Consider the following 24,801-nt stretch of genomic DNA (forward strand, 5'->3'; position numbering starts at 1 on the left):
TACCACATCACCATACAATGTTTATTGAACCACGCGTAGGCAACGACAACCACGCAACAAGGAGAGGCTGGATTGAAGTAATCTGCGGCTCAATGTTTTCAGGGAAGACAGAAGAGCTGATCAGACGGCTAAATCGGGCAAAGATAGCGAAGCAGAAAATCGAGATTTTCAAACCCAGAGTAGACAAACGCTACCACGAGGAGGATGTGGTATCGCACAATGCCGTTTCCATTCGCTCCACACCCATAGACTTTGCGCAGGACATGCTGCTGCTGGGCGGTAGCTGTGATGTGGTTGGCGTAGACGAGGCGCAGTTCTTTGATGAGGGGCTGGCCGAGGTTTGTGTGAAGCTGGCCAACAGTGGCGTACGCGTGATTGCTGCCGGGCTTGACATGGATTATCAGGGCAAACCGTTCGGGCCTATGCCTGCCTTGATGGCGGTGGCGGAATATGTAACCAAGGTGCATGCCGTGTGTGTGCAGTGCGGCGACATTGCCACTTACTCTTACCGAAGCGTGCCCTCCGAGCAGCAGGTGCTGTTGGGCGAAACAGATTCTTATGAAGCCCGTTGCCGCCACTGCTTTATAAAAGGGATGAAGAACAGGAGTTAATGTTCCTTTTCAGAGCCTGCAGGCGGTGAAGTTGCTTCAGCACAGCAACATGAGCAATGCAGAACCAGATAAGCCGTTTGTATACCATGAGCCATAACAGCATTAAATACAGATATGTGCGCTTGGGCTGGCTGTGCTGTGTAACAGTGCTGGGGCTGCTGCTGTGTGGCACAGAAGGGTATGGGCAGAGCCGTGTGGCATTGGGAGGCTGGGAGGTTCACGTTTCGTATCAACAGGCCAAAGCGGTGGCCGATGCCGGGGACAGAGTGTATGTAGCTGCCGAAAGAGGCCTTTTCTACTTCGACAAAGAATTCAATACCATAGAGACCATAACAAAGGTAGATGGCCTCCGGGAGCAGCAGATCAGCACCATTGGCTATGATGCAACTACCAAAACGCTGGTGATAGCCTATGCCAACACGCAGGTCGACCTGCTGCGGGACAACATCATCTACAACATCAGCGACATTTTCCGAAAGTCCATTGCCGGAGAAAAAAAGCTCCACCACATCTTTGTTCATAATAAGCTGGCCTACCTCTCAGGCTCCTTTGGCGTGGTGGTGCTGGACCTGCAGAAGCGGGAAGTAAGAGATACCTACAGCAACCTTGGCCCGGGTGGAGAGACCGTAAGCGTACGTTCTTCTGCTATACATCGCGACAGCATTTACCTGGCTACAAACCTTGGCCTGCTTGCAGCTCGTTCGGGAACAAATCTTCAGGATTTTCATAACTGGTCCGGCATCAGCAATGGTTTACCCACTCCTGATGCCGCTACTCACCTGGCAGCTTTCAACAACAGGCTCTATGCCGCCACAGCTACCAGCGGAGTTTACATATTAAGCGGCGGAAAATGGCATTTAACTGAAATTGCTCCTGGTGCAGAAATTAACTGTGTGTCTGCATCTAAAGACTACCTCACAGTGGCAACAGCAACAGGCGTATACCTGCTCGACCAGCAAAACAATGTCTCTTTTCTCGCACATGAGCTTCTGGAGCAGCCACAGCAAGCTGTTGTTGCTGAGGGCTCAGTATGGGTAGCCGACAGCACAAACGGGCTCGTGCGGTTAAGCATCGCTGGTAACACTGCCGCTGCTTTCGCACCCACTGGGCCCTACTCAGGCAACAGCTTCCGGGTATACACGCACGGCGGCAAAGCCTATGTACTCAGTGGCGGCTACAACGAAAGTTATGAGGAAGCTGGTCTCCAAGACGGCTTTTCTGTGTATGAAAACGGCGAGTGGGAAAGCTATAACCAGTTTCTCTACCCAAACCCGCAACAGTACATTCCGGCTCGTGACCTGGTGGCTGCCACCTATAACCCTGTAACAGATAAGATGTACTTCGGGAGCTACGGCAATGGCTTGCTGGAATGGGAGGGGCCGGGCAAGGCAAAACGCTACGACTCCGGCAACAGCACCTTAATCAGCTCCTCACCTGATGATGCTACCAATACCATTTTTATCACAGACACAGGTGTAGATGCAGCTGGCAATGTGTGGGTGGTGAACCGGCACCAGCTTCCTGACATGCCGGGCCTGCATGTGCTACAGCCAGACGCTACCTGGGAAGCCTATAAGATTCCGAGCATAGCGGATGGAAGTAACCTGGAGCTTATTGAAGTAGATGATGACGGGCAGAAATGGCTCTCTATTGTACGCCGGGGAAACACCAGCAGCGGCCTTGTGGTGTTTGATGAAGTACAGAACAGGGCACGCCAGCTAAGAACCGGAGAGGGGAAGGGCGGCTTACCCGACGGAGCAGTGTATAGTATAGCGAAGGACCTGAACGGTGACATCTGGGTAGGTACAGCCAGCGGAGTAGGGGTCTTTTATAACCCAGGCTTTGTATTTGAAACGCAGCCCTACGATGCCCATATTCCGGTTATTGATAAAAGGCCTCTTTTAAGTGGGCAGGTAGTGCGGTCTATTGCCGTAGATGGAGCCAACCGCAAATGGATGGCAACCGACAACGGCCTCTGGCTATTCAGCCCTGACGGTGACGCGGTCATACATCACTTCACCACTAAGAACAGCCCGCTGCCTTCAGACAAAGTGCTGTCGGTGGCGGTGGAGCATCAGACAGGGGAAGTGTTTGTGGCTACCGAGGCGGGCGTTGCCTCCTACAGAGCGGGCGCCACCGTCACAGAAGGCGAACCGGAATGCGCCACTGTATTCCCAAACCCCGTGCGCCGTGACTATACGGGGCTAGTGGGTGTTTCCGGCCTGCCAAACAACGCCAGCGTCCGCATCACAGACATCTCCGGAACATTGGTTTACAAGACAAAGTCCCTGGGAGGCACTCTCACCTGGGATGCCCGCGATTACAACGGCAGGCGAGTGAAAGCAGGTGTATACTTAGTGATGAGCGCTAGTGAGGACGGGAAGCAAACCTGTATCAGTAAAATAGCCGTACTGGAGTAGGAGCAGAGATGGGTGCTGTATTTTTTTCAGGCGCATATACTAAAGTCTAGTGTCTTGTATCCTCATACCTTTGTTCAACTGATATGCTAGTAAAAACACGGGGCATCGTACTGAACCATATCAAGTACCGCGAGACTTCCATCATTGCCAGAGTATATACAGAGGCGCTGGGGGTGCAGTCGTATGTTGTGAACGGGGTGCGTAAGAAAGGCCCGGGTTCCCGTATTGCTTTGTTCCAGCCATTCACGTTACTGGAGATGGTGGTCTATACTTCTGCGAAAGGAGGCCTTACCCGCATATCTGAGTTTAAAAGTGCTCATCCCTTTTCTTCTGTTCCATTTGATATCCGGAAGAGCAGCATCCTGTTGTTTCTCTCAGAGATGGTATCGCGTACTATAAAAGAGGAGGAGGAGAATCCGGTGCTGTTTCATTTCCTCTACAACGCCATCATCTTTTTTGATGAGCAGGAGCAGGGCTTTGAGAACTTTCACCTCCTATTCCTGCTGCAGCTCAGTTATCACTTAGGCTTCGGGCCGGGTTCCGGAGCAGAAATTGTGGAGCAGGTAGCGTTTTCTAGCAATGCGCAGTCTGCCACCTCGGCACCTACGGTGCTGGCACTGCAGGCGCATGAACATTTGTTTAACCTGTTACTAGGGGAGGCAAAGCCAGGAGTAGTCCCGAATGGCCGTGTCCGGCGCGAACTGCTGGACATCCTGATTCGCTATTACCAGCTGCATGTAGACCGGCTGGGCGAAATAAAATCACTGGCCGTACTGTCGGAAGTACTGTCTGAGTAGTGGCTTGGCGCCGGCAGGACATAAAAAAGCCGGGGCATGTACAGTTGCATTGCCCCGGTTTTGAAAGCTTTAGTACGTTCTAATTAACCCCGATTACTTCAATATCAAAAATAAGTACTGAATTTGGGGGTATGTTCCCTTGCGGATAGCGGCCATACCCTAAGTGCGAAGGAATGTACAGGCGGGCCTTTTCCCCCACCTTCATCAGCTTCAGGCCCTCATCCCATCCTTTGATTACTCTTCCTGCCCCAACCATGAACTCAAAAGTATCCCCTCTGTCTACGCTTGAGTCGAACTTGGTGCCATTCAGCAATGTGCCAGTATAATGCACTTCTACGTTGTCTCCAGACTCTACCTTGGGACCTGTGCCCGGCTCCACCGTTTGGTAGTATAAGCCAGAGTTAGTGACGGTCACAGCAGACATATCTACGTTGTTAGCTTTCAGGTACTCCTGAATCTTCTTGTCATCTGCTTCACGCTGTGCTACCGGGTCGAAGTAGAGTGGTTGTTCATCCTTAGAGCAGGAAACAATAGCTGCTATCGTTAAAAATAACAGAAGCGCCTGTAGCAGGCGGCTTCTGTTACCAAGAAATGACATAATGTTCTGCATAAGAATAATGCTAATGGTTGCTATTACTGCTTCTGTACGTCAACCAGTTCCACGTCGAAACGCAGAATAGAGTTGGCTGGCATGTCCGGACCGCGGTCCTGCGCACCATAAGCTAATGTAGAAGGAATCAGCAAAGTAGCCTCGCTGCCTTCCTGCAACTTCTGAATAGCCTCATCCCAGCCTTTGATTACCTGGCCCTGGCCAAGCGTGAATTTAAACGGTTCGCCATTCGCCATTGGGTTGTTGCGCGAACTCTCCAGCTCTTTGCCGTCCAGGTGAGACAGCTTATAATGCACCGACACCTGGTCGCCTACACTGGCCTGAGGGCCTTTGCCTGGCTCATTTACCACATAGTAAACACCCGATTCTGTTTTCTGCACGTTCTGGAGGTTGTTTTGCTGAATGTACTCCTGAATCTTTTTGTCGTCAACTTTGATTTGCTCTACAGCAAGTGCCTGCGCTTCCTGCATCTGCTTTTCCATCATCTTCTGCTGGTCGGCCATAGCCTCTTCTCTCGACTGTACCTTCTCTGCTTTGATGAAGAAAGTCAATTGTGATCCTGGCTTAATGAATGGAGGCATAGGCTGGGCAAAAGTCTTTGCGAAGAGAGAGTCAGCGCTTACTTTAAACACGCCGCTGTCACCCGGAGACATCATCATCAGGGCCTGCTCCAGGCTACCCTTAAACGTTGGCTCCATTACCGGAATCATAACAGGCTGCTCCTGGGTGCGGGAGTCGAAAAGGAGAGAGTCTGCTGCATTCTTGTAAGACATCTGCATGGTCACTACCTGTCCAATGCGGGCACCGGTTGAATCTTCAGGAGCAACTTTGCCCTTATTTTCGTATTCACCATCCTCTGTCTTTTCGTAAATTTTATAAGTCAGGCCATCGGCCGTTGTATAAAACTCGTCACTTTTGTTGCAGCCTTGCAACAGGAGAGCGCCAGCTAGTACCGGCAGTAAGAATTTAGTTTTAGATAACATTGATATAAGTTGATATAATTTTTTACTTGGTTGCGGCTTGCTGCAGCTGGTCTTTGTACTGCGGCAACAGGCTTTCGAATTTTTGTACAGTGGCTTCCAATGTGTCCATGGAAATGCCGCCTGCTGCATTTTTATGGCCTCCACCGTTAAAGTGTGCCCTTGCGAACTCATTTGCAGAGAAGTTCCCTACCGACCGGAACGACATTTTCACTGCCTGCGTCCGGTCGATGATGAGCGCTGCAAATACTATGCCTTCTATAGAAAGCGCGTAGTTTACAAGTCCCTCTGTATCACCAGTTTTAGAGTTGTAGGCTTTCAGTTCTTCCGCCGTAATGGAAATATAAGCCGTACAGTACTCCTGCAGCACCACTAATTTATCTTTCAGAGCATAACCCAAAAACCGAAGGCGCAGTTCCGTGGAGCTGTCGTAAATAAGGCGGTGAATATTGGAGGTTTGCACTCCTATCTGCAGAAGGTCGGCAATAATGAGGTGCACATTTTTGGAGGTGCTTGGGTGGCGGAAAGAGCCCGTGTCCGTCATGATACCCGCATAGAGGCTCTCGCCAATGCCAGTATCAATCAGAGCCGCGTCGCCCATGGCCTTAATCAGGTCATACACTATTTCGGCGGTGGCCGCCGCACTGGTATTGGCGTAGTCCAAGTCAGCGAAATTCTCCGGCTCCAGGTGGTGGTCTATGAGCACTTTCGTGCCTTTGGCCTGCCGGATATACTCACCCATCTCGTTGATCCGGGAAAGCGTGTTAAAGTCAAGGCAGAAAATCACCTGCGACTCTGAAATGATACGCTGCACCAGGGCATCGTTTTTGTCAGAATAAACGATCACGTCATCGTTGCCCTCCATCCAGTTCAGGAAGTCAGGATAATCAGAAGGCGTGATAACCGTAACACGGTGGCCTTTCTTTTTAAGGTAACCCGCCAAACCCAGCGAAGAACCCAATGCGTCCGCGTCAGGTTTGTGGTGAGTGGTGATCATCACCTCTTTAGGCTCCTGCAGAAGCGCTTGCAGAGCGTTGATATTGTGCATACTATAGGTTTAAATCCTCTGATTAATAAGGATATAAGACGCAAATTTGAGAATAAAATACTTCTAAAGCAATTAATTGGTGCTTAAGGCAGCAGCAGGCGCCGTGGAATAACCCTGGGGGCAATGTAAGAGTTAACTAAAGTATAATAGAAAGTATGCTGTTTTTATTTGAAATGCCCTACTTTTGCAGTCCGAAACTTAAAGTATAACCTATATAGATTAAAAAGACATGGCCGGAAACAAGACATTCACTATGATCAAGCCTGATGCGGTAGCTGAAAACCACATTGGCGGCATTACCCAAATGATTGAGCAAGGCGGCTTCCGCATTGTGGCAATGAAAAAGACAAAGCTGTCTGAGGAGCGTGCCGGTAAATTTTATGAAGTACACAAGGAGCGTCCGTTCTACGGCGACCTGGTAAAGTATATGTCTTCCGGCCCTATCGTGGCAATGATCCTGGAGAAAGACAACGCGGTGGAAGACTTCCGCAAGCTAATTGGTGCTACCAACCCGGCGCAGGCAGAGGAGGGTACTATCCGTAAGAAATACGCCAAGTCTATTGAGGCAAACGCCGTACACGGTTCTGACTCTGATGAGAATGCGCAGATTGAAGGCGACTTCTTCTTCTCTGCTGACGAGCGTTTCTAAGTTTAGAAGATTACTTATTGTGGGAAAGCCGCACAACCTTTCTGGTTGTGCGGCTTTTGTTTTTATGTGTAGTATATTTATTATATACTATATTTGAGCCAGGAAAAGCTGCAATAACTCTAATATGAAACAAACTTTACTATTGCCTCTGGTGCTCTTACTGGCACTCGCATCCGCACATGCCCAGCAGGAGGTGACTATCTACTACAATCAGGAGTGGGAAGTAACAAAGAAAGAAAATGCCACCTACACTCGCCTGGCTACTGTACCTGATTCTCTTATTCCGGCAGGTCAGCTTTTTACGATGCCCTTCGATAAAACAGTAACAGATTATTATAGCTCAGGCCAAGTTTTAGGCAAAGGCAGCTACATGAACGGGCAAAAGCAGGGTAACTGGCTGTTTTATTACCCCAACGGGCAGTTGCAAGGCCAGGGGAGCTATAAAAATAACGAACAGGTAGGGAGATGGAAACTCTGGCGGGATAACGGTCAGCCACTGCAGGAAGTGGTGCACAACGGGGTAGAGATAAGCTTCCAGAACTATTGGGACGAAACCGGAACACAAACGGTAATAGATGGCACCGGCACATATGTTGCCCTGCTGCCGGGAGAAGAGCCAGGCACCCAAATGCAATTAAAAGGTGCTTACATAAACGGTGTGCGGCACGGGAAATGGCAGTATGCCTCGCTGGCAAACGGGAAGTCAGGTAAGCCTGTGATAGAGCAGTTGTACAAGAATGGAGCGATGGTGAGGGGATATATTCAACAGCAAGGTAAAGCTGGTGCTAGAATACCATATACATCAGAAGACAGGTTTAACCTGGTAGTGGACTTTCCTTACCTGGCAGTGGTGGAGAGGTGGGCGAAAGATGCTGATGCCTTCAAACCCAACTTTCCTGTGCTGGCTTATATGCTGAAGTTTGATGTGCAGGAAGTTTATGAAAAGAATGAGGCACAGCAACAGGTAAAAAGCTACCAGGTGGTTTATTCCACAGCAACAGGTTCTGATACGCTGAAACTGGCACAGGAACTAATACCGGATAATAAGCCAGTGTTTCTGGGAGGAGAGCAGGATATGCTGATGTTTCTGGTGAGGAATATCCGATATCCTGTAACAGCACAGCGGGCAGGTGTACAGGGCATGGTGGTGGTGAGTTTTACTGTAATGCCCGATGGCTCAATTGGTGATATCAAAATGCTCAAATCTCTTGGATACGGGCTGGATGAGGAGGCTATACGGGTAGTGAAGCTGATGCCAAAGTGGCAACCCGCCATTTCCAACAATGCTCCTGTTGCTGCTTCATATGCTCTGCCAGTGCGATTTACTATACAGTCGCCTCCGCCACAACAGATGCGAACAACTGTCCGGCATGGCTATTAATTTTTAAACGAATTTATAGACAAAAATTCTTGTCATTACGAAACCCCGCCATATGTAAAACTTGGTAGGGCTTTGTATATATACGGTCAAATTTTACTATTTACTATATATGAAAAAGAGCCTCTGTTTACCGCTGCTGCTAACGGCTTTGCTGCTGTGTGGAGGCTGCCAGAAGCATGAGCCGGAACCTGACTTCTCCGGATTGGCACAGCTGACATACTCTTTGCAGGCATCTGTTACTGGTAATGCTACTTCAGAGATACATGTGGCAGTTTATCCTACCTTTTTTCAGGATTATGTAACAGTAGAGGCCTTTCCTGCTTCGGGAGAGGTGGCTACCATTTATTTCTCTGATGAAAAAGGGAAGTATACCAAGAAAATAGCCTTGCCAGAGGGCAACAGGAGCCAGGTGCAGGTAAACTTTAGCGGAATGCCAAAAGCAGTATATATCTGTGAAGTACAGCGGGGTGATAAAGTAGACCGGTATCGTTTAGTTAAAGTGCGGTAAAAGATGAAAAAGATGCTTTTTATACTTGCTTTACTGCTGCCACTTGCCGGTGTTGCTCAAAATACTTCATTTGGACTTACTGGCAGGCTAGGAGCTTATGAAACTATAGTTAGCAGCAATAGGAGCGTTGGCGACAACAATTCGTATGGCCCCGGCCTGCAATTGGAAGTAGGGGCTTGGTACCGCCTAAACCTGACGGAGAAAGGTGCTGTTCAATTTACCGTGTTCCAGGCGCTGGAGCGCCAAAGCGGCGGGGCAATAATGGTAATAGATGAAAGCAGGAATCCTTTGGCGGACCTTAAGACCAGGTACGGGAACCTGGCTATTGGCGCTACCGCACTCTTCTTTTACAAGCATAGCGACAAGCTGGCAATAGGTGCGGGTATAGGTGCTAAATATAATTATGTGGCCATTATGGTGATGCAGGAACTCCAAGACCGTGGGGGAAACAGTGTAGGGGGAGATGATTATTATGATAACAATTACCACCGAAAGCTGAGAGTGTGCCTGCCGCTGGAGGCACAACTGGCACTAAGTCCACGTGTGAGGCTGGTTGGGCAGGTACAAGTGCCGCTGAGCAACAGAATTACTGCCTCAGAATCTGCTTTTAAGGAAAGAGATTTAGGATTGACGCTAGGCGTTAATTACGCACTGTACTGAGTGCTGTAAGCATAAAACAAAACAGCCGGCTCCTTAATCGGGAGCCGGCTGTTTTGTATCGTATTAATCTCTAGTCTCTCGGAATCACAAGGCGCTGGCCCGGCCGTATCAGGTCCGGATTAGGGCCTACTGTGTCTTTGTTGGCTTCATAAATTCGCTTCCATGTATTGGCATCGCCATAGTGCTTCTTGGCAATTTTTGAAAGGGAATCCCCGCTTTGTACAGTATAAATATCCTGTGTAGGAGTGGCAGGCTTTATCTGGTTCATGTCTTTTTCATTATAAAAAGCATGATTCGGGTTTCCCGGTGTTGTGGTCACTTTTTCTGTTCCTTTAGGGTTTGTTGCCGGCTTTGCTGCTGGTTTTGCAGGCGCTTTTTCACCCTTCTTAAAAAAATCCATTAATCCCATATCGGTAAAAATTTTAAGTCAAACTTTAATTAGAGGGCGGCTACGGCGCTTAGCGAAAGCCGCTTAAGATAAAATACGCCTGCAAAGGGAGTTAGTTGTGCTACGCTGATTGCAACGGCAACATCACGAAGACCGTAAGCATCAAGCATACACAAGACTTGGATTCACTCAGGCTTGTTATGTACTATCTAAAAAAGATGAATGTTATGATTAAAGTAGATAAAGATAATTTTAAGAGCACATGGAACATGCTACTGGCCATGCTATTTGTTGTGGTGCTGGTAAGCTGTGGCGGAGAAGATACAGTCGGTACAGAGAACATGATCTCCGGGCCCAACAACAAAACCTGGGTAGCCGATGAGGAAATGAATTCAGCTGGACAGGAAGTAGAGCAGGTAGATAAAAGTCAGCGGGGAGGAATGCAGTTTTATGCAGATGGCCGTTTTGCGCTTGGTGAAAGTGGTATGTTAAGAACAGGCACATGGTCTTTTGACCAGGCAGCTAAGCGCCTCACACTTCAGTTTGAAGATGAGAATGTGACACAGAATTTTGAGGTGACAAAGCTAACAGAAGATGAAATGAACCTGAAAGTGCCGGATGGTGGTGCTGAAATGAAGTTAAAAGTAAAGAAATAGCGTAACTATTACTTTTATCTAAAGTATATAAAGGAGAAGTTTCGATTTTTAGAACGGCAGCCTGCGTAACAGCAGGCTGCCGTTTTTATTTCCGAAGCAAGGGGAACATGGAAAGCAGGCCCACCAAAGGGCCCACGGCAAGAAACACGAACGCAAAGTAAGGGGGTATGATGGTAAGCAAAAACCCCATAAACTGGATGCTCCCGATGGTAATGGCAAAGCCAACAGAGGTAACAACAGTAAGGGCAGTACCCACGAGTTGAGGAGGCGCCGCTTTGGCTGTGAGCGCAGAAAACTGGGGCGAGTCGCCTGCCACCACCACTCCCCAAAATACGAGAAACGGCAGCAACAGCAAAGGCACCTGCAGCACCCACACCGATAGCAGGCAGCAGATACCCGATAGCAGCAACTGCACAAATGCTACGCGCCCACTGCCCCAACGCTGCGAAAGGTATCCGCCTCCTACACACCCGATAGCCCCGGCCGCTATCACGCAAAAGCTATAAACAGAGAGTTGCTCTTGTGGCAACTCCGGAAGCCCATAGGCTAACAAGAGCGGCACAAAAGCCCAAAGGGTATACAACTCCCACATATGCCCGAAATAACCGAAAGCAGCCGCACGAAAGTCCTTTGCCCTGAAGACCCGCAGCATATTCCCTGCATCAAACCGGGTACCCTTGCGGAGATAGGGACCGTCTGGTACCAGCAGGTACATCAGTACACCTCCCACAACTGCCAGTGCACTGACAGCCATTAACGTGGTTTGCCAGGGAAGAGCAGCTCCGAGCCCGCGCAGCAGGTGCGGGAAGGCTGTGCCCAGCACCAGCGCTCCCACCAGGTAACCGATAGCTTTGCCCAGTTTGCCGCTGTACCAGCTTGCAGCTATTTTCATACCCACAGGGTATATGCCTGCCAGCAGAAAACCTGTTACGGCTCGCAACAGCAGTACGCCTCCCACACTTGTAGCAGAAAACAATACCAAGGCATTGGCTGCGGCACCCAAAAGCGCACAAATCAGGAAGAGCAGCCTCGGTGACAATCGGTCGGCGAGTGAGAAAAAAGCAAAGCAGAACGTGCCCAGTATAAAGCCAAATTGCACAGCTGATGTCAGCAGGCCCAGTGCACTCTCCTGCAGTTGCAGGGAAGCCTGCAACTCTGGCAAAACCGCATTGCCGGCAAACCAAAGCGAGGTGCCGGCAAACTGAGAAAACACGATGGTTGGCAGGATACGGGCAGGTGCTGGCGCAACAACAGCGGTCTGGGACATGGGGAGTTTGGGAGTTAGAAAGTTAGAAAGTTAGAGAGGTTAAGGTTGGGTTTAGTCAGAAAGGTAAGGTTTCAATTGCCGTTAGGCAATTTAGAACTCACCTAATTTAGAGTCCCGGCGGGGCAACCTGCTGATAGCTTGGTGACCCAACAGCGCTTATAGCTCCAGAGGAGCGGCCTGTATTATTATCCCAAACAGGACGCTCCTCTGGAACTGGTGAAGGAAAGGCTTTTATTTCTATCAACAGGTCGCCCCGCCGGGACTTTTGAGCAGCATCAGCTAAGCATAGCATTATCTGTGAGTGTATGAGAGTAGCCGCAGCATTTTAGATTTGCGCGAACAGTACACATGTGTTGAAAGCCGTTACTTAGGAATTTCTAACTCACAAAGATTGTTTCGGCAAACTTCTGCAGTGTTTTGCGGGTTTCGTAGGTGCGCTCAAACATGCCCATGTGCCCGGTCTTTCCTATAAAGTAGACCATGCTGTTGTCGGGTAAATGGCATTGTTCCAGCGCTTTCTCCAGTGGCACGGCTCCATCCTCTTTCCCGAAGATAAACAATACCGGGTATTTTGCCTCCTGTAGCACTTGTGCTCTGTCCGGCCGGTCGCGCATGGCGGCCAGCGCACCCAAAACAGTATCTTTAGGCGTTTGGCGCCCAATTTCCTTCATCATCTCAATTTCTGCTTTCAACCGCAGCCGGTTTTCCTGGTAAAATAGCGGTTCCACAAAAGGATTGATAAAGTTTACAACCCCATGGCGCTCCACATAGTCTATGGTCTTGCTGCGGTTTTCCTTCTTCTCCTCCGTGTCGGGTAGGGCAGAGGAGTGGAAGAGGCAGAGGCCGTTCAGCATATGGCCATACCTTTCTGCAAAAGCCATACTAACATATCCTCCCATGGAGTGGCCGATCAGGAGGCACTTCTTTACACTTAACCCATCTAACTGAGCTTTCACGTGCTCTGCCATACTTTCCATGCTGTAGCTGCTCGTGGCATCAGTATTCTCGCCATGGCCTGGCAAATCCAACGCGATGGTTCTGAACTGTTGCTGCAGGGGTTTCATAAACTCCGCCCAAACCTGCTTGCTCTCGCAGAAGCCATGCAGAAAAACCAATGCATCTACAGAGCCTGCATCAATGTAAGTGTTTGCCATAGTTTTTAGACATTAGATGATAGACACAAGATGTTAGACATTCACAAAGACATAAAATAGAGGTAAAAGCCGATTGCATCCAAGTAACTCTGTCTTGTCAGCTATACAACAAAAAACCTCACAGGTTTTACGCTGTGAGGTTTGTGTTTATCATCTTCAATTTCAGTTTAAGCCTTCACTGGCATTCCCACCAATTCGCGAACGGTACGCTCGATGGCTGCCGGGTCCATACCGGCTTCTTTGTGCAACTCTAATTGTGAGCCGTGCTCGAAAATCTGATCCGGAATACCCAGGCGCTTTACTTGTGAGGTATAACCATTGTCGACCATAAACTCCAGCACGGCACTTCCAAAGCCACCCTGCAGGCAGCCATCTTCCACGGTAATTACTTTCTCATACTTACTAAAGATATGGTGCAGCAATTCTTCATCCAGCGGCTTTGCAAAGCGCATGTCGTAATGGCCGGGGGTAAGGCCGTCATACTTCAGCTTCTTGCACACATCAACGGCATAGTTGCCAATGTGGCCGAAGGTAAGGATGGCTACTACTTCGCCTTCCTGTACGGTGCGGCCTTTGCCGATTTCGATTAGCTCCAGCTTTGTACGCCAGTTCGGCATCACACCTTCACCGCGTGGATAACGGATTGTGAATGGACCGGCACCATCTTGCGTGGCAGTATACATGAGGTTGCGCAGTTCCTGCTCGTTCATAGGGGCGGATACCACCATGTTCGGGATGCAGCGCATGTAGGCAATATCATAAGCGCCGTGGTGCGTTGGGCCATCGGCACCAGCGAAACCGGCTCTGTCGAGGCAGAATACTACCGGCAGGTTCTGCAGGCACACATCGTGCACTACCTGGTCGTAGCCGCGCTGCATAAACGTGCTGTAGATGTTGCAGAACGGAATCAAACCCTGTGTGGCTAAACCAGCAGAGAAGGTAACGGCATGTTGCTCGGCAATGCCTACGTCAAACGCACGATCCGGCATAGCCTTCATCATGATGTTGAGCGAACAACCAGAAGGCATGGCAGGCGTTACACCCATGATCTTTGGGTTCTGCTCCGCCAGTTCTACAATGGTATGGCCAAATACATCCTGGTACTTCGGAGGCTGTGGCGTGTCGTGGTGCTTCTTATAAATTTCACCCGTGATTTTATCGAACAGGCCCGGCGCGTGCCACTTGGTCTGGTCTTTTTCGGCGAGTGCAAAGCCTTTGCCTTTGGTAGTAAGGCAATGCAGGATCTTTGGACCTGGTATATGCTTCAGGTCTTCCATCACCGACACCAGGTGGTCTATATCGTGACCGTCAATCGGGCCGAAGTACCGGAAGTTGAGGCCTTCAAACAAGTTGCTCTGCTTTAGGATAGCCGCTTTCACGCCACCTTCAATCTTGGAAACAATGGCACGGGCATCCGGACCAAACTTGCTGATCTTGCCCAGTATTTTCCATACCTCGTCACGCATCTTATTATAAGTGCGGGAGGTAGTGATATCTGTTAAATATTCTTTGAGGGCACCCACATTCGGGTCGATGCTCATGCAGTTGTCATTGAGCACGACCAGCAGGTTAGCGTTCGCTACGCCGCCATGGTTCAGCGCCTCAAAGGCCATACCGCCCGTCATAGCACCGTCCCCGATGACGGCAATGTGCTGGCGCTTGTCCTCTTTTTTGTACTTAGAGGCAACAGCCATACCCAGCGCCGCCGAAATGGAAGTGCTGGAGTGGCCTACGCCAAACGTATCGTAATCGCTTTCTTTTCTTTTCGGAAACCCGGAAATGCCGCCATACTTGCGGTTAGTATGGAAAATATCGCGGCGGCCAGTTAGGATTTTATGCCCGTAAGCCTGGTGCCCCACATCCCACACCAGTTGGTCGTAGGGAGTGTTAAATACATAGTGAAGGGCCGTTGTCAGCTCCACTACGCCGAGGCTGGCACCAAAATGGCCGCCATGTATCGACACGACATCAATGATATACTGCCTAAGTTCCTGGCATACCTGCAACAGTTGCGCTTCCTTCAGGTTCCTCAGGTCGGCAGGTGTGTCGATGGAGGCCAGCAGCTCTCCGGGTTTAATTATCATAGGTTTGTCTTTATAGACCCAACAAAAAATTGTAGCGAAAGTTTTATCAGGAAAAACTATTTACGCTCACAGCCAACGGGTAAAGTTAATAAAATTAGATAATAAGCATTCTCTTTAGCCGCCCTGTTTCATACGGAAGTGCAGAAAAAATGGCTCATTATATATAGTGGAAAATATATTTTAGGTTTAGATAAGCTGCTCAGGTTGTTCCTCAGGAGGCGAAACGACCTTTTAAATTCATATACTTTGGATTTGAGGCAGATGTTCTGAACTATGCCAGCCCCGGATTTAGTTGTGGGGGAGGCTTTTATGGTAGCCATCTGCCGAAAATCCTTAATTTTGTAAACCGCGCTGCTCCAGGCGCCTAGATAATAGCATATAACAGGTGAGTTTCGAGATTAAATTACCATTGTTCAAAGGTCCGTTTGACCTTCTGCTTTTCTTTATTGAGCGCGACGAACTGGACATCCACGACATTCCGATTTTCCAGATCACGAATGAGTTTATGGGGTACCTGCAGCAACTAGAGCAGCTGAACATAGAGGTGGCCAGCGACTTTATTCTGACAGCTGCCACCCTGATGCGCATTAAGGCTAAAATGCTGCTTCCGCGCGTCGAGAAAGATGAAGAAGGCAACGAGATAGATCCGCGTGAGGAGCTGGTACAGCACCTGCTGGAGTATAAAAAGTACAAAAGCGCTGTGCCCGAGCTGACTGCCATGGAAGAGCAGCGCCTGGCCCAGGAGAACCGGGGCAACATACACGAAGAGCTGCAGCAGATTGCCCTTGCCAACCACTTTGAATACGAGCTGCAGGACCTGAGCCTCTACAAACTGATGCGGGTGTTCGAGAAGGTGATGGTGCGCTACGATGAGGAGCAAAGCCGACCCAAACATACCGTTATCACGTATCCGTATACCATCGAGGAGCAGCGTGACCTTATCATGCGGATGGTGACGGAGCGCCATCAGCTGGCTTTCTCGCAGCTTATCATGGAGTTTCCGGACAAAATCGGGATGATCTTCAACTTTCTGGCTATTCTGGACATGCTCCAGCTAAACCTGATAGGGGTGGAAGTGGGCGAAGGATTTAACGATTTCATTATATCCGTTGCCGAGGGGCAGGCAGCACAGGTGATGCAGCTGTTAATAGAAGAATAGCAGGTAACAACAAAAACAAAAATTGCTGATCAGGCCAACCGAATGGCAAACGATTAGTTACAAGCTTTACGCATCTGCTACCGCGGACAACGTGCCGCCACGTAAGCAGGCTTAAGCGATTAACACCCACATGGACCAGAACGAGAAGACAATACTTAAAAGCTTTAACCCCGTCAAAATCCTGATACCGGTATTTCTGGGCTTGGCGGCTACAGTATGGCTTTTTGTACGAGACGATAAAGTAAGTGAGCTGAAGGGGCTGGCCCAGGCCAACGTGTGGTGGCTGCTGGCGGCGCTGCTGGTGCTGGTGGTGCGCGATGCAGGCTACATGTACCGCATCCGAAGCCTCACCGATAAATTCCTGACCTGGCGCAACAGCATCGACGTGATCATGCTCTGGGAGTTTGCCTCCGCTATTACGCCTTCCGTAGTGGGTGGTACCACCATTGCCACCATTATCCTGAACAAAGAAGGCATTCCGCTGGGCAAGTCGCTGGCTTACGTTATGCTCACGGCTGTGCTGGATAATATGTTCTTTATTTTGGCGGCCCCCATTGCCCTGCTACTCACGCAGGGGCAGGTTTTTCCTACATTCAACCTCGACCCGTCTGATGTGGCAAAGCTGCAGTCAGCTTTTTACATCAGCTACAGCCTGATTGCGGTGTATACCTTCGCAATGATTTATGCGCTGTTTGTAAAGCCAAGAGCGTTTAAATGGTTGCTGTTAAAGTCTACTTCTTTCCGCTTCCTGCGCAAGTGGCGCGTGAATGCGTTCCAGCATGGCAATGAGATTGTGTGGGCATCGGAGCAACTGAAAGGAAAAAGCTTTAACTACTGGGCCAGGGCAATCATCTCTACTATTTTTGTGTGGAGTGCCCGTTATTTCCTGCTCAACTGCCTGATTGCCGCTTTTACCGATGTTACGTTCAGCGAGCACATGCTCATCATTTCCCGCAACCTTATTTTCTGGATTGTCATGCTGATTGCGATTACACCCGGAGGAGCCGGTATCGTGGAAATGGCGTTTCCGAGTTTCTTCGGTATTTTCCTGGGCGGTTTCAGCAGCATTGTAGTGGTACTTTACCGCTTGATTACCTATTACCCATACCTCATACTAGGGTCTATCTTCCTGCCAAAATGGATTGCGAAGGTTTTCGGGCACTACCCGAAACAGAATGAGGTGCGGGTTTGAATTGGTATCATTGAGTAATGGTAATAACAGAAGGAGCAGCATGGGATATACTTATGCTGCTCTTTTATTTATGGAAGTGCCTAATTGAATGCTTTGTAATTTTATAAAAGGAGCTTTATAAATTAACTTCATTGGCTTCTGCCAGCTTTTCGCCTCGCCGGCTGGGCCTTACTTTCCTCCTTGATGGGGGTAGGGGCCCTCTTAGAGAAAAGTAAGCAAAAGAATCAAGACCTTCCAAACTCGCTGAACGCTCGAACAGTGGAGTGTCACAACTTGCACCTGGCAGGCTTGTCTACTTCATAGCATTGCAAGGAGTAAATGTTAGAACCTCCGAAATAGAATCTTGTATGTAAGTTAAAAAGCGAAATGAAAGTCATTATCATAGGGGGAGGAATAGGAGGGTTATGTGCTGCCATTGCACTACAGAAGACAGGCAGAGACGCAGTAGTGTATGAGGCCGCGCCTGAACTGAAGCCCTTGGGTGCAGGAGTAGGGCTGGCTGCCAATGCCATGCAGGGCCTGGAGCGCTTAGGTGTTTCTGAGGCCGTTGTGGCGCGGGGAAAGCAGCTGACGGCGCTGGTTATGCTTGATGAGAATGGAGGCATCATCAGTAACCTCGATACACGCCCTTTGAGCAGGAAGTACGGCATCAGCAACTTTGTAATACACAGAGCCGACCTGCACGAGGTGCTGCAAAATCACTTGCAGCCCGGCTCGCTGTTCCTAAATAAACGCTGCGCCAGTATTAACCTGCAGGCAGAGCAGGTGCAGGTTACTTTTACCGATGGCACCCTGGCCACGGCTGACCTGCTTATTGCCGCCGACGGTATAAACTCCGTGGTCCGCCGACAACTGTTGCCACAGAGCTAGCCGCGCTATGCCGGCTATACCTGTTGGCGTGCTGTTATTCAGAACCCAGGGGTAGAAGTTAATTCATGGATCTCAGCGGAGACATGGGCGCCACAGGGGCGGGTGGGTATTGCACCACTGCAGGACGATAGCATTTACTGGTATGCCTGCATCAACGCTCCGGAGCGAGACGAGTGCATGCGGCAGATGAGCCCTGAGGACTTAGCAGCGCACTTTGCAGGCGTACATTCTCCTGTGGCCGCTGTGTTAGCTGGCACAAAGCCGGAACAGCTTATCTGGAACGACATTGCAGATTTAAAGCCTTTAAGAAAATTTGTGTACGGGCGGGTGGTGCTGTTAGGCGATGCCGCACACGCTACTACGCCGAACATGGGCCAGGGCGCCTGCCAAGCCATAGAAGATGCGGTTGTGCTGGGGCAGTGCCTGGAGCAGCAACCTATAGTGGCAGAGGCGCTGGCGCTTTACGAAAAACGGAGAGTGGCCCGAACAGCGAAGGTAATTTACTTATCAAGATTGCTGGGGCAGGTGGCGCAGTGGCAACAACCGCTACTGGGGAGTGTACGCAACAGCCTTTTCAGAATGATGCCCGACAGTTTCACGCAAAGCCAGATGGAGTGGCTGTATAAGGTAGACTTTTAAGTGGAAATGATTACTTTCGAGACAAACCATCTTTTACGGATGGCATATCCTTATTCATAAAAAGCTAGTACACGAGTTTATAATAGAGAGTTCAAGGTTTTGTTCCGGAAACCTCCACCATACGATGCACTATACTATGATAAGAAAGCTATTCCTTTTATTGGCAATCATTACGTTTTCAGGCTGCTCCGACAGCAACTCTGACCTGCTGGATAAATTGCAAACTGCCGTTGAGGAAGAGAAAATGGGGGAGAATGGCTACAACTTAGTAGACCTGGAAAGCATTACAGATTTTGAGTGGGATACATTATACTTCTTCCAGGCAGGAGAAGACAAGCGTGCTATCAGCGATGCAGTTGGTTTTAAATGGGAGGGTTCTACTGTTCCGCAGCTGAACAGAAGGCTTCTTTTTGTGAAGGACGGCCAAGTAGTTTCTTTTACAGACTATAACTACATGGAATTCCCTTTAATGGTGTATGGCTGTAATGTAGACAGGTGGGTGTATCCCCGTGCCCGCACACAATTTGCTACCTTTAAATATTGCGATGATGGCGAGACAATTTATCCTTTCATACCAGTAGAATGTGCCGGTAACTTAAGTGAAATGATAGAAACCGGTTGCCCCAAAGGAGAGGCTACAGCAGCCCTGTAATCTCCAGAGTAGCAAAGATGCTTTCTGTCGCGGCCGACGGCTTTCGGGTAGAGTCCAATGCGTACGTGTATAGGTGATTTCTGCTTCTGACGTAAAGTATTTAGATGCTTGCGGAGCAACAACGGAGAGTTGCAGGCGTATGCTATTTACGCTTCTCGTCTGTTGTGTAGGCTACGCCAGGCCTTCGTCTTTTTGCTGTTCCCGGTCCCTTACCTGCTAATCTTTTATATATGCAAGCTGAGCCTACCACTGTTCAGGCTATTTCTAAACCGGGCTTCAGGGAAGCTTTCTTCTTCTGGCTGAAACTGGGGTTCATAAGCTTCGGCGGACCGGCAGGCCAGATTGGGATTATGCATGAATTTGTGGTAGAGCAAAAGAAATGGATATCTGATTCCAGGTTCCTGCACGCGCTCAATTATTGTATGCTACTTCCGGGCCCCGAAGCGCAGCAGCTGGCAACCTACATCGGGTGGCTGCTGCATGGTGTGAGAGGCGGCTTAACAGCAGGAATTCTGTTTGTGCTGCCTTCAGTGTTCATCCTGCTTGGGCTAAGCATTGTCTATGTCACGTATGGCAGTATTCCCTGGGTGGCTGCGCTGTTCTATGGCCTGAAGCCTGCTGTAGTGGCCATCGTAGCGCTGGCTTTATTTAAAATCAGTAAGAAAGCATTGGTCAACTGGCTGCACTATGTGCTGGCGCTGCTGAGCTTTGTGCTGATTTACTTTCTGAATGTCCCGTTCCCCTTCATCATACTTGGTGCCATAGTATTAGCAGTTGCCCTTTTGAGGTTTTTTCCAGACGTGCTTCAACAGCGTACCACGGAACAGAAGGAACTAGAAAATGAAACTGGCTACTATATAAATGCTTCCACAGTGCTGCCCGATACCGGCTTTAGCTGGAAGAAAGTAACCACACAGTTCGCAATAGCGCTGCTGCTTTGGATTGCTCCGTTCGCTTTATACTACCTGCCCCTTCAGGACTACAGCTTTTGGTCGAACCTGTCGCTCTTTTTTACGAAGGCGGCTTTAGTCACCTTTGGCGGCGCCTATGCTGTTTTACCTTACGTGGCACAGGTAGCAGTAGAAAAACTGAACTGGCTCAGTAGCTACCAGATGATAGACGGACTGGCTTTAGGCGAAACCACACCAGGGCCTCTAATTATGGTGCTGGCTTTTGTTGGCTTTATGGCAGGATACAATCATTTCAGCGGTTCGCTGCTTATGGGTACGATGGGTTTGTTCGCGACTACATTTTATACTTTCCTGCCTTGCTTCCTGTTTATTCTGGTAGGGGCACCCATAGTAGAAAGGACAAAAGGCAATGCGCGTGTAAAAGCGGTTTTAAGCGTTGTTACCGCCGCTGTTGTAGGAGTTGTTCTAAACCTGACGGTCTATTTCGGGCAAGCTGTGGTGATACGGGAAGGTAGTGGTATGCTGGACGTAGGCTATTTCAGCCTTGGCTGGATTATCGTTTCACTGGTTGCCATGTACAGGTTTAAAGTTGGTATGATACCCTGGATTATAGTAAGTGCACTGGCTGGCTTAGTCATGTACCTGCTTGGGTACTACCGCCCATGAGAAAACATGAGTAATATAGATGATTGCGTGATAATTATAAACGGTTATACGCATTTGGCTACATAAAAGTAGCTCGATGCGTGTAACCGTTTATAATTTAAGCTATACTACCTGCCGAATTTACTGATTCAGCGGTGCTCCTACAGCAATAGAGCAATCATGGCCTAGCTCGCCGTGCGGAGGATTTACGCCGGCTGCTACTGCCCCTTTTATAGATGGCGTAGGCGGTGCAATGGTAGGCTGCACATTCAGATTAGGCTGCGCAGGAGCATTTAACGGTGTTCCTACCGGAATGTCGCAGCGGTGGTTTGGCTGGCCATGTGCCGGGTTTAAAGCCGCTGTTGCGCCTTGCGCTGCGGCATTTGTTGCCTGTGCTGAAGTTTGTGTTGCCTGAGGCACCGTAGCAGTAGCTGGCGTGGTAGTGGTCTCCTGCTCTTTCCCAGAACAAGAAACAAAACCTATAACAGCAGCAGACAATAAAATGCGGGATATTGTATTCATCATATAAGGTGATAAGAAATTGAGGCAACAGAAATGTTCTTCTTTTTAAACCAAAGGGTTAATTTATAGATAAATTAATTTTCCACCTTATTTTTAGATGTAAATTTTTTTGGATTATAAGATGTTAATCTCAAAAACGATTATTCGGTGCTATTCGGCGTCACTTCATCTAAAAAGAGCTGAACCAGGTTCTTAAACTGCATAAATAGCAAATGGGAACTAATAAGTTCCCATTTGCTGCGCACCGGAAGAGAAAATCCAGTGAACATCTATCTTTTTCGTGCTACGGGACACAGGCTACGTGTGTCGCAAAAATAAAATTTACACCAGCTCGCGCTTCATCAGGTACTCTGCAATCTGCACCGCATTAGTCGCAGCACCTTTGCGCAGGTTATCGGCCACAATCCACATGTTCACGGTGCGCGGCTGCGTTTCGTCTAAACGAACACGGCCTACCAGCACCTCGTCTTTGCCATGTGCGTCTTTCGGCATCGGGTACTGCAGGTTTTTTACGTCATCTACCACCACCACGCCTTCTGTTTCGTTCAAGATGCGGTAGATGTCATCCAGCGAGAAGTCTTTCTCAAACTCCACGTTCACTGACTCCGAGTGGCCGCCCATTACCGGGATGCGCACCGCTGTAGCCGTTACACGAATAGAGTCATCGCCCATGATCTTCTTCGTCTCGAGGATCATTTTCATTTCCTCTTTGGTATAACCGTTGTCCTGAAACACATCGATGTGCGGCAGCACATTCAGGTCAATCTGGTACGGGTATGCTTTTTCGCCATCCTTGCCGGCACGCTCGTTCATCAGCTGGTCTACTGCCGCCTTGCCCGTGCCAGTAACCGACTGGTAGGTGCTCACCACAATACGCTTCGCCTTCAGTTCTTCGTGCAGCTTGTTCAGTGCCACTACCATCTGGATGGTAGAGCAGTTTGGGTTCGCGATAATTTTATCGTCCTGTGTCAGTTCGTCTGCATTTATTTCAGGCACTACCAGTTTCTTGGTAGGGTCCATGCGCCAGGCGGAGGAGTTGTCTACAACGGTGATACCCGCTGCTGCAAATTTAGGAGCCCATTCTGTAGAGGTGCCGCCACCGGCAGAGAAAATAGCAATTTGCGGGGCAGCCGCAATCGCGTCCTGCATCCCGATAACCTTTATCTGTTTACCCTTAAACTCCATCTGTTTTCCAACAGACCTTTCTGAAGCAACCAACAACAATTCATCTACCGGAAAATTTCTTTCTTCCAGCACTTTCAAAATTTCACCGCCAACCAATCCTGTGGCGCCTACAACTGCTACTTTCATTGTTTTTAAGGTATAAATAAATAATAAGTGTCTGATTCATCATGCATCTGCTGTGCCTGTATCATAACAGGCACAAGTTCAGCAACAATGCGCACCCAGCAAAACAGTTTTAAATATCTTTATAAACCACCTGCTCCTGCCAAAGGTCAGCAAAATGTTGCTGCTGCCCTACAGGTTCTGCCGCCTTGCTAATAAGCTGCTTGATAAATTATATTATTCGCAAAGTAAGTAAGTTTTATCCAAAAATATGCAAACAGAAATAACTTTACTCACTATGCATCTGCTACTTCCGACGTTTTTTGTGATAAACAGGACAAAAAAGTAACTCAGGCTGCCTTTAACAGATGAGATGCAGGAAATGTCCTGCTCCGCAGCACGCTGTTCCTGCTGAAAAAACACTCCGGCACTGTGGCAATGCACAAGAAGTGCAGTAAAATGTGCCCAAGCTGCAAAATCTACAACTATAAGGTTATTTTTATAACTAAAATCAGCATTTTAAAGTTAACGAAGCTGTTAAAGTGCAATTCTTATCTCATAAAGTAAGACCAATGAAGATCCTTTCACCGCTGCTCCTGCTCTGTATCTTCTTTCCTGCGTTTGCCAACACCTTTGCGCAAGGCAAAAGGCCAACAAGCCGGCCAGTTGCACCGGCAGCGCAGACATATGCGGAAAAGCTGGGCTGGAACAAAGGCGACCGGGTCGTGATTCTGCACATTGATGATGCGGGCATGTCTTATGACTCCAACCTCGGCACCATACGGGCGCTGGAAGATGGTATTGCCAATTCTGTGAGTGTGATGATGCCCTGCCCTTGGGTGCCTGCTTTCGTGCACTACCTGAAGGAGCATCCTGCAGTAGACGCTGGCCTCCACCTGACTCTCACGTCGGAGTGGCGAGACTACCGTTGGGGACCGCTGGTTGGAAAGCCTGCCGCCCCAGGCCTGGTCGATCCGGAAGGTGCTTTATGGCCTGCAGTGGGGCAGGTGGTAGAAAACGCTTCTCCTGATGAAGTAGAAAAGGAGATAAGGGCGCAACTGGAGCGCGCCCGGGCAATGGGTTTTGAACCAACGCACCTCGACTCGCACATGGGCACACTTTTCGCCACGCCGGAATTTATGGAGCGCTATATTAAGCTGGGTGTAGAAGAAAAAATACCCGTTATGTTCCCGGGAGGGCACAATTACTTTCTGGCGGAACAATACACAGAAGAGGCCAAGGCCCAACTCATAAGGGAAGGCAAGTACACAGAGGGGCAGGCGCTGCCTACTCCTCCCGTTCTGGCCCAGACAAAGGCTGTTGGGCAGATGATATGGAATGCCGGCTTACCTGTGCTGGACGATTTGCACAACACCTCTTATGGCTGGAAACTGCCTGCCGGTGTAACCGCTACTCCGGAAAACCTGCAGAAAATGAAGACAGAAAAGTATGCAGAAGCGTTGCGGAAGATGAAGCCCGGGCTGACGATGGTCATCATGCACTGCACACACCCTACCGAAGTCTTTGAGAAAATATCAGATTCCGGTGCTACCCGGCAGGGAGATCTGCTGGCGATGCTGGATCCGGCACTTCGGGAGACTTTGCGGAAAGAAGGTATCATTTTAACTACCTGGCGCGAGGTAAAAGAGCGGCGGGAAAAGCTGGCTGCCGGAAAGTAAGCTCGTCTCCCCATACGTCAGTGTCCAATACA

22 protein-coding genes and 1 pseudogene are annotated in these 24,801 nt (G+C 49.2%); 14 read left to right on the forward strand and 9 right to left on the reverse strand.

All coding sequences use genetic code 11. The annotated features are described in order from the left end of the window. Positions 1-17: 17 nt before the first annotated feature. The 3 genes from ACFS7Z_RS12115 (at position 18) to recO (ending at position 3,828) form a co-directional block, all read left to right on the forward strand. Positions 18-611 (forward strand): thymidine kinase, encoded by a 594-nt coding sequence (locus tag ACFS7Z_RS12115; protein ID WP_377484840.1) that lies wholly within the window; start codon positions 18-20, stop codon positions 609-611. A 56-nt stretch (positions 612-667) separates the two neighbouring features. Then, positions 668-3,031, forward strand: coding sequence for a type IX secretion system anionic LPS delivery protein PorZ (gene porZ / locus ACFS7Z_RS12120; RefSeq protein ID WP_377484842.1), 2,364 nt, complete (start codon positions 668-670; stop codon positions 3,029-3,031). Between the two features lie 83 nt (positions 3,032-3,114). Beyond that, positions 3,115-3,828 (forward strand): DNA repair protein RecO, encoded by a 714-nt coding sequence (gene recO, locus ACFS7Z_RS12125; RefSeq protein WP_377484844.1) that lies wholly within the window; start codon positions 3,115-3,117, stop codon positions 3,826-3,828. 79 nt (positions 3,829-3,907) lie between these two features. Here the strand turns inward: recO and ACFS7Z_RS12130 are convergent, their stop codons facing one another. From ACFS7Z_RS12130 to ACFS7Z_RS12140, 3 genes are read right to left on the reverse strand one after another with little or no spacing between them, the layout of a single operon-like run. Further along, positions 3,908-4,438, reverse strand: coding sequence for an FKBP-type peptidyl-prolyl cis-trans isomerase (locus ACFS7Z_RS12130; RefSeq protein ID WP_377484846.1), 531 nt, complete (start codon positions 4,436-4,438; stop codon positions 3,908-3,910). A 23-nt stretch (positions 4,439-4,461) separates the two neighbouring features. After that, complete coding sequence (locus ACFS7Z_RS12135; protein ID WP_377484848.1) at positions 4,462-5,421, reverse strand: FKBP-type peptidyl-prolyl cis-trans isomerase; 960 nt, start codon at positions 5,419-5,421, stop codon at positions 4,462-4,464. Positions 5,422-5,443: 22 nt separating this feature from the next. Then, positions 5,444-6,466: a DHH family phosphoesterase gene (locus ACFS7Z_RS12140; protein WP_377484850.1), complete on the reverse strand. Its 1,023-nt coding sequence runs from the start codon at positions 6,464-6,466 to the stop codon at positions 5,444-5,446. 229 nt (positions 6,467-6,695) lie between these two features. Here ACFS7Z_RS12140 and ACFS7Z_RS12145 point away from each other — a divergent pair, with 229 nt between their 5' ends. From ACFS7Z_RS12145 to ACFS7Z_RS12160, 4 genes are all read left to right on the forward strand, one after another. Beyond that, positions 6,696-7,115, forward strand: coding sequence for a nucleoside-diphosphate kinase (locus ACFS7Z_RS12145; RefSeq protein WP_377484852.1), 420 nt, complete (start codon positions 6,696-6,698; stop codon positions 7,113-7,115). A gap of 124 nt (positions 7,116-7,239) precedes the next feature. Then, positions 7,240-8,496, forward strand: a complete 1,257-nt coding sequence (locus tag ACFS7Z_RS12150; RefSeq protein WP_377484854.1) for a TonB family protein — start codon at positions 7,240-7,242, stop codon at positions 8,494-8,496. A 109-nt stretch (positions 8,497-8,605) separates the two neighbouring features. After that, positions 8,606-9,004: a hypothetical protein gene (locus ACFS7Z_RS12155; protein WP_377484856.1), complete on the forward strand. Its 399-nt coding sequence runs from the start codon at positions 8,606-8,608 to the stop codon at positions 9,002-9,004. A gap of 3 nt (positions 9,005-9,007) precedes the next feature. After that, complete coding sequence (locus ACFS7Z_RS12160) at positions 9,008-9,664, forward strand: hypothetical protein (RefSeq protein ID WP_377484858.1); 657 nt, start codon at positions 9,008-9,010, stop codon at positions 9,662-9,664. 70 nt (positions 9,665-9,734) lie between these two features. Here the strand turns inward: ACFS7Z_RS12160 and ACFS7Z_RS12165 are convergent, their stop codons facing one another. Continuing rightward, positions 9,735-10,073, reverse strand: coding sequence for a LysM peptidoglycan-binding domain-containing protein (locus tag ACFS7Z_RS12165; protein ID WP_377484860.1), 339 nt, complete (start codon positions 10,071-10,073; stop codon positions 9,735-9,737). 206 nt (positions 10,074-10,279) lie between these two features. On the opposite strand from ACFS7Z_RS12165, the gene ACFS7Z_RS12170 reads away from it, so the two are divergent. Beyond that, positions 10,280-10,708 (forward strand): hypothetical protein, encoded by a 429-nt coding sequence (locus tag ACFS7Z_RS12170; RefSeq protein ID WP_377484862.1) that lies wholly within the window; start codon positions 10,280-10,282, stop codon positions 10,706-10,708. 85 nt (positions 10,709-10,793) lie between these two features. Here ACFS7Z_RS12170 and ACFS7Z_RS12175 read toward each other — a convergent pair whose 3' ends face one another. The 3 genes from ACFS7Z_RS12175 to dxs all read right to left on the reverse strand — a co-directional run bounded on the left by ACFS7Z_RS12175 (position 10,794) and on the right by dxs (position 15,213). Beyond that, complete coding sequence (locus tag ACFS7Z_RS12175) at positions 10,794-11,975, reverse strand: MFS transporter (protein ID WP_377484865.1); 1,182 nt, start codon at positions 11,973-11,975, stop codon at positions 10,794-10,796. Between the two features lie 377 nt (positions 11,976-12,352). Further along, complete coding sequence (locus tag ACFS7Z_RS12180) at positions 12,353-13,129, reverse strand: alpha/beta fold hydrolase (RefSeq protein WP_377484867.1); 777 nt, start codon at positions 13,127-13,129, stop codon at positions 12,353-12,355. A 167-nt stretch (positions 13,130-13,296) separates the two neighbouring features. After that, positions 13,297-15,213 carry a 1-deoxy-D-xylulose-5-phosphate synthase gene (gene dxs, locus ACFS7Z_RS12185; RefSeq protein WP_377484869.1) on the reverse strand — a complete coding sequence of 639 codons (1,917 nt, stop codon included), beginning with the start codon at positions 15,211-15,213 and terminating at the stop codon, positions 13,297-13,299. Between the two features lie 385 nt (positions 15,214-15,598). Here dxs and ACFS7Z_RS12190 point away from each other — a divergent pair, with 385 nt between their 5' ends. The 5 genes and pseudogenes from ACFS7Z_RS12190 to chrA all read left to right on the forward strand — a co-directional run bounded on the left by ACFS7Z_RS12190 (position 15,599) and on the right by chrA (position 21,302). Then, complete coding sequence (locus ACFS7Z_RS12190) at positions 15,599-16,372, forward strand: segregation and condensation protein A (protein ID WP_377484871.1); 774 nt, start codon at positions 15,599-15,601, stop codon at positions 16,370-16,372. A 130-nt stretch (positions 16,373-16,502) separates the two neighbouring features. Beyond that, positions 16,503-17,564 (forward strand): lysylphosphatidylglycerol synthase transmembrane domain-containing protein, encoded by a 1,062-nt coding sequence (locus ACFS7Z_RS12195; protein ID WP_377484872.1) that lies wholly within the window; start codon positions 16,503-16,505, stop codon positions 17,562-17,564. A gap of 366 nt (positions 17,565-17,930) precedes the next feature. Then, positions 17,931-19,073: pseudogene (locus ACFS7Z_RS12200) on the forward strand (FAD-dependent monooxygenase). Between the two features lie 136 nt (positions 19,074-19,209). Then, the gene (locus tag ACFS7Z_RS12205) at positions 19,210-19,725 is read left to right on the forward strand and encodes a hypothetical protein (RefSeq protein ID WP_377484874.1); all 516 of its coding nucleotides are present in this window, start codon (positions 19,210-19,212) and stop codon (positions 19,723-19,725) included. A 230-nt stretch (positions 19,726-19,955) separates the two neighbouring features. Then, positions 19,956-21,302: a chromate efflux transporter gene (gene chrA, locus ACFS7Z_RS12210; RefSeq protein ID WP_377484876.1), complete on the forward strand. Its 1,347-nt coding sequence runs from the start codon at positions 19,956-19,958 to the stop codon at positions 21,300-21,302. Between the two features lie 120 nt (positions 21,303-21,422). Here the strand turns inward: chrA and ACFS7Z_RS12215 are convergent, their stop codons facing one another. Next, complete coding sequence (locus ACFS7Z_RS12215) at positions 21,423-21,806, reverse strand: hypothetical protein (protein ID WP_377484878.1); 384 nt, start codon at positions 21,804-21,806, stop codon at positions 21,423-21,425. Positions 21,807-22,124: 318 nt separating this feature from the next. Further along, a complete protein-coding gene (locus tag ACFS7Z_RS12220) occupies positions 22,125-23,114 on the reverse strand; it encodes an aspartate-semialdehyde dehydrogenase (protein WP_377484880.1) in 990 nt (329 codons plus the stop codon). A 548-nt stretch (positions 23,115-23,662) separates the two neighbouring features. Between ACFS7Z_RS12220 and ACFS7Z_RS12225 the strand changes: the two genes are divergently transcribed. Beyond that, the gene (locus tag ACFS7Z_RS12225; RefSeq protein ID WP_377484882.1) at positions 23,663-24,769 is read left to right on the forward strand and encodes a polysaccharide deacetylase family protein; all 1,107 of its coding nucleotides are present in this window, start codon (positions 23,663-23,665) and stop codon (positions 24,767-24,769) included. Positions 24,770-24,801: the final 32 nt, after the last annotated feature.

Source organism: Pontibacter toksunensis (assembly GCF_042686245.1).
Taxonomy (GTDB): Bacteria; Bacteroidota; Bacteroidia; order Cytophagales; family Hymenobacteraceae; genus Pontibacter; species Pontibacter toksunensis.

Coding starts and splice junctions, on each gene's coding strand:
- chrA (WP_377484876.1), top strand. CDS start 19,956: ATGCAAGCTGAGCCTACCACTGTTCAGGCTATTTCTAAACCGGGCTTC.
- ACFS7Z_RS12195 (WP_377484872.1), top strand. CDS start 16,503: ATGGACCAGAACGAGAAGACAATACTTAAAAGCTTTAACCCCGTCAAA.
- ACFS7Z_RS12180 (WP_377484867.1), bottom strand. CDS start 13,129: ATGGCAAACACTTACATTGATGCAGGCTCTGTAGATGCATTGGTTTTT.
- ACFS7Z_RS12175 (WP_377484865.1), bottom strand. CDS start 11,975: ATGTCCCAGACCGCTGTTGTTGCGCCAGCACCTGCCCGTATCCTGCCA.
- ACFS7Z_RS12155 (WP_377484856.1), top strand. CDS start 8,606: ATGAAAAAGAGCCTCTGTTTACCGCTGCTGCTAACGGCTTTGCTGCTG.
- porZ (WP_377484842.1), top strand. CDS start 668: ATGCAGAACCAGATAAGCCGTTTGTATACCATGAGCCATAACAGCATT.
- ACFS7Z_RS12115 (WP_377484840.1), top strand. CDS start 18: ATGTTTATTGAACCACGCGTAGGCAACGACAACCACGCAACAAGGAGA.
- dxs (WP_377484869.1), bottom strand. CDS start 15,213: ATGATAATTAAACCCGGAGAGCTGCTGGCCTCCATCGACACACCTGCC.
- ACFS7Z_RS12215 (WP_377484878.1), bottom strand. CDS start 21,806: ATGATGAATACAATATCCCGCATTTTATTGTCTGCTGCTGTTATAGGT.
- ACFS7Z_RS12165 (WP_377484860.1), bottom strand. CDS start 10,073: ATGGGATTAATGGATTTTTTTAAGAAGGGTGAAAAAGCGCCTGCAAAA.
- ACFS7Z_RS12150 (WP_377484854.1), top strand. CDS start 7,240: ATGAAACAAACTTTACTATTGCCTCTGGTGCTCTTACTGGCACTCGCA.
- ACFS7Z_RS12220 (WP_377484880.1), bottom strand. CDS start 23,114: ATGAAAGTAGCAGTTGTAGGCGCCACAGGATTGGTTGGCGGTGAAATT.
- ACFS7Z_RS12225 (WP_377484882.1), top strand. CDS start 23,663: ATGAAGATCCTTTCACCGCTGCTCCTGCTCTGTATCTTCTTTCCTGCG.
- ACFS7Z_RS12130 (WP_377484846.1), bottom strand. CDS start 4,438: ATGCAGAACATTATGTCATTTCTTGGTAACAGAAGCCGCCTGCTACAG.
- ACFS7Z_RS12135 (WP_377484848.1), bottom strand. CDS start 5,421: ATGTTATCTAAAACTAAATTCTTACTGCCGGTACTAGCTGGCGCTCTC.
- ACFS7Z_RS12170 (WP_377484862.1), top strand. CDS start 10,280: ATGATTAAAGTAGATAAAGATAATTTTAAGAGCACATGGAACATGCTA.
- ACFS7Z_RS12145 (WP_377484852.1), top strand. CDS start 6,696: ATGGCCGGAAACAAGACATTCACTATGATCAAGCCTGATGCGGTAGCT.
- ACFS7Z_RS12205 (WP_377484874.1), top strand. CDS start 19,210: ATGATAAGAAAGCTATTCCTTTTATTGGCAATCATTACGTTTTCAGGC.
- recO (WP_377484844.1), top strand. CDS start 3,115: ATGCTAGTAAAAACACGGGGCATCGTACTGAACCATATCAAGTACCGC.
- ACFS7Z_RS12140 (WP_377484850.1), bottom strand. CDS start 6,466: ATGCACAATATCAACGCTCTGCAAGCGCTTCTGCAGGAGCCTAAAGAG.
- ACFS7Z_RS12160 (WP_377484858.1), top strand. CDS start 9,008: ATGAAAAAGATGCTTTTTATACTTGCTTTACTGCTGCCACTTGCCGGT.